Annotated in this window: 8 protein-coding genes; 2 read left to right on the top strand and 6 right to left on the bottom strand. The window is 57.6% G+C overall.

Annotated elements, in window-relative coordinates; genetic code table 11:
- Positions 1–719 precede the first annotated feature (719 nt).
- Both GGD62_RS34345 and GGD62_RS34340 read right to left on the bottom strand, forming a co-directional pair.
- Complete coding sequence (locus GGD62_RS34345) at positions 720–1,406, bottom strand: competence protein (protein ID WP_183712697.1); 687 nt, start codon at positions 1,404–1,406, stop codon at positions 720–722.
- Positions 1,407–1,621: 215 nt separating this feature from the next.
- A complete protein-coding gene (locus tag GGD62_RS34340; protein ID WP_183712694.1) occupies positions 1,622–3,169 on the bottom strand; it encodes a hypothetical protein in 1,548 nt (515 codons plus the stop codon).
- A 405-nt stretch (positions 3,170–3,574) separates the two neighbouring features.
- Here GGD62_RS34340 and GGD62_RS34335 point away from each other — a divergent pair, with 405 nt between their 5' ends.
- Positions 3,575–3,799, top strand: a complete 225-nt coding sequence (locus GGD62_RS34335) for a DUF2171 domain-containing protein (protein ID WP_183712692.1) — start codon at positions 3,575–3,577, stop codon at positions 3,797–3,799.
- Between the two features lie 163 nt (positions 3,800–3,962).
- A complete protein-coding gene (locus GGD62_RS34330) occupies positions 3,963–4,136 on the top strand; it encodes a hypothetical protein (protein ID WP_183712689.1) in 174 nt (57 codons plus the stop codon).
- 370 nt (positions 4,137–4,506) lie between these two features.
- Here the strand turns inward: GGD62_RS34330 and GGD62_RS34325 are convergent, their stop codons facing one another.
- From GGD62_RS34325 to GGD62_RS34315, 4 genes are all read right to left on the bottom strand, one after another.
- Positions 4,507–4,707 carry a hypothetical protein gene (locus GGD62_RS34325; RefSeq protein ID WP_183712686.1) on the bottom strand — a complete coding sequence of 67 codons (201 nt, stop codon included), beginning with the start codon at positions 4,705–4,707 and terminating at the stop codon, positions 4,507–4,509.
- A gap of 171 nt (positions 4,708–4,878) precedes the next feature.
- The gene (locus tag GGD62_RS34320; RefSeq protein ID WP_183712683.1) at positions 4,879–5,094 is read right to left on the bottom strand and encodes a DUF6894 family protein; all 216 of its coding nucleotides are present in this window, start codon (positions 5,092–5,094) and stop codon (positions 4,879–4,881) included.
- A 32-nt stretch (positions 5,095–5,126) separates the two neighbouring features.
- Positions 5,127–5,351 (bottom strand): hypothetical protein, encoded by a 225-nt coding sequence (locus tag GGD62_RS41755; RefSeq protein WP_312014318.1) that lies wholly within the window; start codon positions 5,349–5,351, stop codon positions 5,127–5,129.
- An 85-nt stretch (positions 5,352–5,436) separates the two neighbouring features.
- Positions 5,437–6,054: a hypothetical protein gene (locus GGD62_RS34315; RefSeq protein WP_312014317.1), complete on the bottom strand. Its 618-nt coding sequence runs from the start codon at positions 6,052–6,054 to the stop codon at positions 5,437–5,439.
- Between the last annotated feature and the right edge of the window lie 156 nt (positions 6,055–6,210).

The raw sequence follows: 6,210 nt of genomic DNA, 5'->3' as shown, positions 1-6,210 counted from the left end.
TCGAACGCGTCGCCACTCGGCCATTGGATATCTCAGTCCGATCGAGATGGAGCTAGAAGCAGCTTAACCCTGTCCATTTTTTTGGGGGAAGATCACAGCTATTTGGTAGGTGAGATGCTGACCAGACCTTGCCGCCGCGGCGACGATTGGCAGCAACCTTTTCGCTTCTTCATACTGAGTGGCCACAGCGGCCCTCCACAATTCAATAAGCTTCCAAATTGCCGCTAGTCCGATAGCGGGGGGTGCCAGGACCGGCGGCATCCCCTTGCGAATCGCGGCCGTCGCACTATTCTAGTGGTTGCTTTCCTGCTGCGCTCTACCCGCAACACAAAGCACCCCGTGGAGGGGAGAGGCCAGTCCGTAGGCCTTCGCCAAGGCGAGTTATTGCAACTCCCGAACGGAAGCTTCGAGCGGAAAAGCTGACATACGGTTTCTGATGCAGGCGGATGCCCGAGCGCGGCGGTAGAGGTTGCGCAATCAGAGATCGCCCAAGGCGCAACAACGCCGGGCGATCTCTCGCGCCCGGCAAAGGACTTCCGATGCCCTCTGCCCAAAACCTGCAAATTCAGCTATTTGGCCTTTCTGCCAGCGCGAACGGTGAGACCGCTATCTATGCGCTTGCGATCGTGACGCTCGCCTTCATCCTGTATTTAAGTTTGAGGTGGCGCTGATGCCTCGGCAGCGTCCCCTAGCGAGCTCTGGCTACCCGTACAACCTGATCAAAGGCGCCAAGATCGCCGTCGCGCAAAGGCGCGTCCAGGCATGAAAAAGGAGGCTTGATATCTCCGCTCCTGCGCTGCGTGTGATGCTTGCAGGCGTTGAGCGAAACCGGCCACGATATCCTGTGCAGGCAGCAACTGGGCCTGGTTGGAAGTCGCGTGCATGAAGTAGTTGCGCGACAGTTCAACGACCACCGCATATCTTCCGGCGCGCCCCGGAAGTAGGCACCACAATGCGTCTCTGATGATATCTTGACCTAAGCCTTCGCCGGTTCCTCGGAAATCGAAGATCACGGGGGCTGCGCAGTCGAGCCACAGCGCGGAAAAACACTCATCCGGGAAGTCGAGAAGATAGTACCCGCGATAGTCAGTTGCCCGCAGGTTGGCCTTGTTCTTCAGAAAGCGTGGATAATCCCGCTGCAAGCGGGTGCCATCGACCACCCAGACCATGTTTCCGTAGAAGCGCTCGCGCGCGGTGCGTTCAAACGGATTGAGATGGGAATGTTGGAATTCAATCACCAGGCCGTGTTGCGTCCGCACGTCGGCGATATGTCTCTCCGCCGATTGCTCGTCTTGCTGGATAACTTCCTGCCAATCAGCAGGGAATCTGTTCTTCCAGGCACGATGCCACTCGGTCTCTTTCTCTGTCCAGGAATCGCAATTCCGGATCGCCTTTTGTGCGCCCAATGAGAGATCCTGTGCGCGCCGCATTTGGCTATGACTAGGCTTTCGCACCTCGGGCAGGATTCAATGCCTGTCGGCAATGCTTCAACGCGCCGGCCATCTACGAGAGCGAATTTCATCGGTCTACACCACCTACCGTCAGCAACTATGATCTATCGCGCCAGAACAATTGACCAGCGGAAAGATGCGGGCCCTCACTAAGCCAACGGCTCGACCCGCTACGGCCGGCACATTTCTAGTTGCTGGGTGACGGGATTGGCCCGGAACGTGTAGTAGTGTGCGGCATCGCAGGGCTCATTGCCGGTGTTGTTCAGCGCGAGGGTGCCGCTTACCCGCACGGCTCCAGTCGATACATCGGCAACCGCATTGATACTGCCGCTGACGATCCGGTCGGCCGTCGAAGCCCCGGTGATGCTGACGCCATTCACGACCAGGTTGGTGGCGCTGACGGTGCCGTTTACTTCAAGCGCGGTTGCGGCCGGGCGCAGATAAGCCATGGGCCCGACGAGCATGCCGGTGGTGCTGATGTAACTGGTGCCGGACTGATTAAGGGCGACGTAGGGGTTTGTAATGCCGCCGATCACCGTACCGCTGGTCACTGTAGAGCTAGTAGTGAAGAGGCTGAAGGTCGTTCCCAGGTAATCGGCAGAGCGGATTTGCATGATAGGTACCGCATTGCCTCCGGAACTGCGGGTGAAGAAGAATTGGCCTTGCCCCAAGTCCGCCTGGAAGTTCGTGGTCGCCCATGAGTTACCCATGGTCTGGATACTCAGGTTAGGTGAATAGGCGAAGGATGACGAGTGACCGAAGTGAGCATCACCCTGCAGATAGCTTGACGATGTGCTGCCAATCCAACTGGTGCCGCTGACGTAGAGCGTCGCGCTAGGGACGCTGCTGCCGATGCCGATGTTGCCGCTGGTGCGGTTGACGTACAGATAGCTATTGGTGCTGCTGGGCATCGAGCCGGAAGAAAGGGCGAGGTCTTGCGTGCCGGAAGGCTGCCCCAATGCAAAACCATAGAATCCGGCCGCCCCGAAGCGAAGCGCGGTGCCGTTGTTGCTGGTGCTGAACAGAGAGAGGTAAGGGCTGCTGCTGCTTACCAGCACCTCGCCATTGCTCCCAGCAGCCGCCATATTGATATAGCTTCCTCCGCCACCGGTGGAGCGGACTGTGCCGACGACATCCAGCGTCGCTTGTGGCGTAACGGTGCCGATGCCAACGTAGCCGCTGCTGACGATGCGCATGGCTTCGGTTTTAAACGCCATATTCTGGGCGCCGCTCAACGTCAAATCGGTCGGATTGCCAAAAATGGAGGTGTTGTTGATGTTGTACCAGCTTATGCCTTTACCTGTGCCTACATTGTAGTTGCCGGCGACGGCCGTGTATCCACCGCTGCCGGAGGAGTAATAGTTTGTCCCGCTGATCGGCCCGGTGCTGCTGACGCCAATCGTCACCAGCCCACGTGTCGGATCAAACCAGCCAGTGTTAGTGCCAGCTTGGGTAAGGCTGATGTAGCCAGTGTTAGAGATAGCCAGCATGCTGGTGGTGCCGCTGGTGATGCGATCGGTGCTGGCGGCCCCGACATTGGTCAGGCCCGAGCCATCACCAACGAATTGGGCGGCTGTCACGCTGCCGCTGACGAATAGGCTACCTGCCGCCGTCAGGCTCGGCGCCCAGCTCGGACAGCCAAGGTCCCCCGGGCGCGAATGGTCGCCTATACAGAGGCGGTTGGTGTTGTTGCCGAGCGTCGACGAGATCGTGGCCATGTTGCCCCAGTCCTGGGCCACGGCAGCGCCAGCCACTGAGGCCAGCATCAACCCGAGCAACACGGAGCGCATGGATAGACAATAAGTGTAAGCTGCTGAGTTGTATCGTCGGCTGTCTGGTTTGACAGCAGGTGTGTGACGCGCGCGAAGTAACAACCGATCTGAAGCTTTGCAGAGATTAAGGCGCCTCCGTCCGGCAGCACTAGAACGAGCCCCGAACCCATTCGGGCTTTTTAGCAACCACGCCAATGGCGATGAGTTGTCCAATGCACAGGCCGGGTGACAACCGGACGCAATGGGGATGTTGGACGCGGAGCATTTTTCCGGTTTCTGCCTGCGACATCAACGCATCGGTACGCGCTGACAACTAACCCATTCCCGGCCTGTGCAACCCCGGAGGAGCACATGTCTGAAATCAAAGAACACATGAAAATTGTTGGTAAGGATGGCGTCCAGGTCGGCACTGTCGACAAGCTTGAAAGCGATCGGATCAAGCTGACCAAGAAGGACAGCCCGGAAGGTCACAAGGATCATCACCACTACATCGACAAGAAGCTGGTTGGCTCGGTCGAGGGTGACGTAGTCAAGCTCTCGCTCAATGCCGACGCCGTTCCGAAGCAGGAAGGCTAAAAATGAGCGCGCGGGCCCTGCTCCATACGCCGCAGGTATACCGCGCGCTGACGGCCCTCCCGCGAGCACGGTGACCGCCACGTCTTCAATCCATAATGCAGGCTGACGTTCCTAATCGGAACCACTGCCCCGATTCGCGGCTTATGTGTTTTTGGAGGCACCAATGGCAGTCAACAAACCGACCGGCGACAATGCCCGCAAAGGTGCTGTGGAGAACCGTACCCAGCTAAATAATCCCCTGACAAAGACCTCGACCAAGCGCAACAAGACAAGTGGCGAGTTCATGGCCGTCAAGAAGAGCGCGAAGAAGTTTAAGGGCGTTCGTAAAGAGCGCTAGTGCTTCTGCACGTTGATATCGAGGATGACGGGCGGGTCGTCGTCGCTATTGCACTCGCACTTCATGGGCGGCCCACATTGGCAGCCCTCTTCGCTCCATGGCCGGTCTGGATGGTTTTCGCAAACCCAGCCGAGACCTCCGCAGAGCGGGCAATCCGGATCTACCATTCGCTTAGCGAAGCAAAGCTGGCGAGGGCGACGATCAGGAAACAGCTTATAAGTACCGCAATATACATTCCCATACATCGCCAACGACGGGTAACGACGAGCGTTCCTTAAAACGGCAAAGGCCCCCGAGGGGGCCTTTCGGTGGGGTTACATCCGCCCTCACCGTCCGATACCTGATAACGCAAATCCGAAGCACCAGTTCCCTAGGTGGAAGGCTGCAAGCCCGGCGACTGAGCCCAATCATCCAAATGGCTGGCGACGTCGGCCTGTCTCGCCTTCGTCAGAAGCGCATCCCTTTCGGGGCCAGGTGGAAGTTTTGAAGCCTGATCGTAGACCTCTTTGGCCCAGATATTCAGACGTTCTTGAAGGCTGAGCTCTTGCTTGAAACGGCGTCGCTTCTGCATACGCTGCTCCTTTCCATTTGAGGAAGGCGGGAGCGCTGTGATGGGCGATCTCATCACCGATCTTTGCCGAAGGCCGCGCGGTGATAGTGAAATAGTAAGCCCAAATATCGGTAGCCGATACAACAAAGGTTAGAATAGCGAGATTCGTTCGCGCATGAGTAATTTACTCATTTATCTAAGCATCTTGCTCTGAATGCGCAGCACGCAGACAGGCCCGGAGGCGTCGTGGACTTCAACCTGCCAATTCCCGTTCGGATGAAGTGAGTCCTCGATGTCGCGCGCCAAACGCTTGGCGCACACCCAAGCTGCGTGATCATCTTGCAATTCCTCCCCGACATCATCGTCATGAGGAGCACCGTTTGTGATCTGAAAAAAGTAACGCGTCATTGCTTTACCCGACTTCGGAAAAGCAAATTAATTTATGTTGGTTTTGTTCCCAACCCCTTGAATGAGCTGGCTCTCAGAAGGCCTTCGGAGGTGATGTCCCGGTACTCGACTTCGGCAAAAAACTTCGGCTCAACCCACGTCGCCTTGGGTTTCTTGATGACCTTTGTGAGCTTCTGCTTTGGGCTTACCACGGTATCGAGAGTCTTGCGGAGCTGCGCCGAGATTGTCCGGCTCCAGCCCGTTCCGACCTTGCCCATGTAGACCAGGTCTTTGCCTTCCTTCTTGCCGAGGTAGAGAGCGGCGACACCCGATGGATCTTTTACGAACCCGACGACGGGGAATTTACCCGCTGGACTGTCTTGATCTTGAGCCAGGCTTCCGTGCGCTCCGACCGGTAAGGAGCGTCAGCACGCTTGGAAACGATGCCTCGTAATCGAGCTTGGCAGCGGCCTCGAACATGTCGCCGCCGTTTCCCGTCAGATGTTCGCTGTACAGCGCCGGGGCCTCGATGCCGTGGGCATCAAACAGCTCCTTCAACACGTCTTTGCGCGCAAGCTGCGGCGTACTGCGCAGGTCTTTGCCGTCGAGCCAGAGGAGGTCGAAGGCATAGAACAATAAACGGTCCTGGCGGCCGCCAGCGAGTTCGGCCTGCAATTCCGAGAAGTTGGTCCGGCCCTCGTGGATAACCACCACTTCGCCGTCGATGATGGCTTGGCCAGGGATGTCGAAGGCCCCCGCAATAACTGAAAAACGTCTGATCCAGTTGTGGCCGTTGCGGGTGAAGGCTTTCCGGCTTTCGCCATTGATGTGCAATTGAACGCGGTAGCCATCGTATTTGATTTCGTGGAGCCACTGCACTCCCGAGGGAGGCTTGCCCTTCAAGGTGGCGAGCTGCGGCTTGATGAATCCCGGCATCTCCACTGGAGCGGTACGAGCTCGGGGCTTGGCACGCTTGACCATCACGCTACTCAACAAAACACGGTTATCGAACTGTAGCTTAAGAACCTAGCACCTGGCAGCGTTCCCTACCGGTACGCTACCGAGCGCCGCGGTTTAAAGGCGCGGAAAAGATTGCCGCTCCAGGCCGCCGGAGCCGCTTGACTCCAAAAGAACAAA

The organism is Bradyrhizobium sp. ERR14 (assembly GCF_014198235.1).
GTDB lineage: Bacteria > Pseudomonadota > Alphaproteobacteria > Rhizobiales > Xanthobacteraceae > Bradyrhizobium.
The sequence above is the reverse complement of the archived record's forward strand: the minus strand, read 5'-3'. Positions and strand labels throughout refer to the sequence as shown.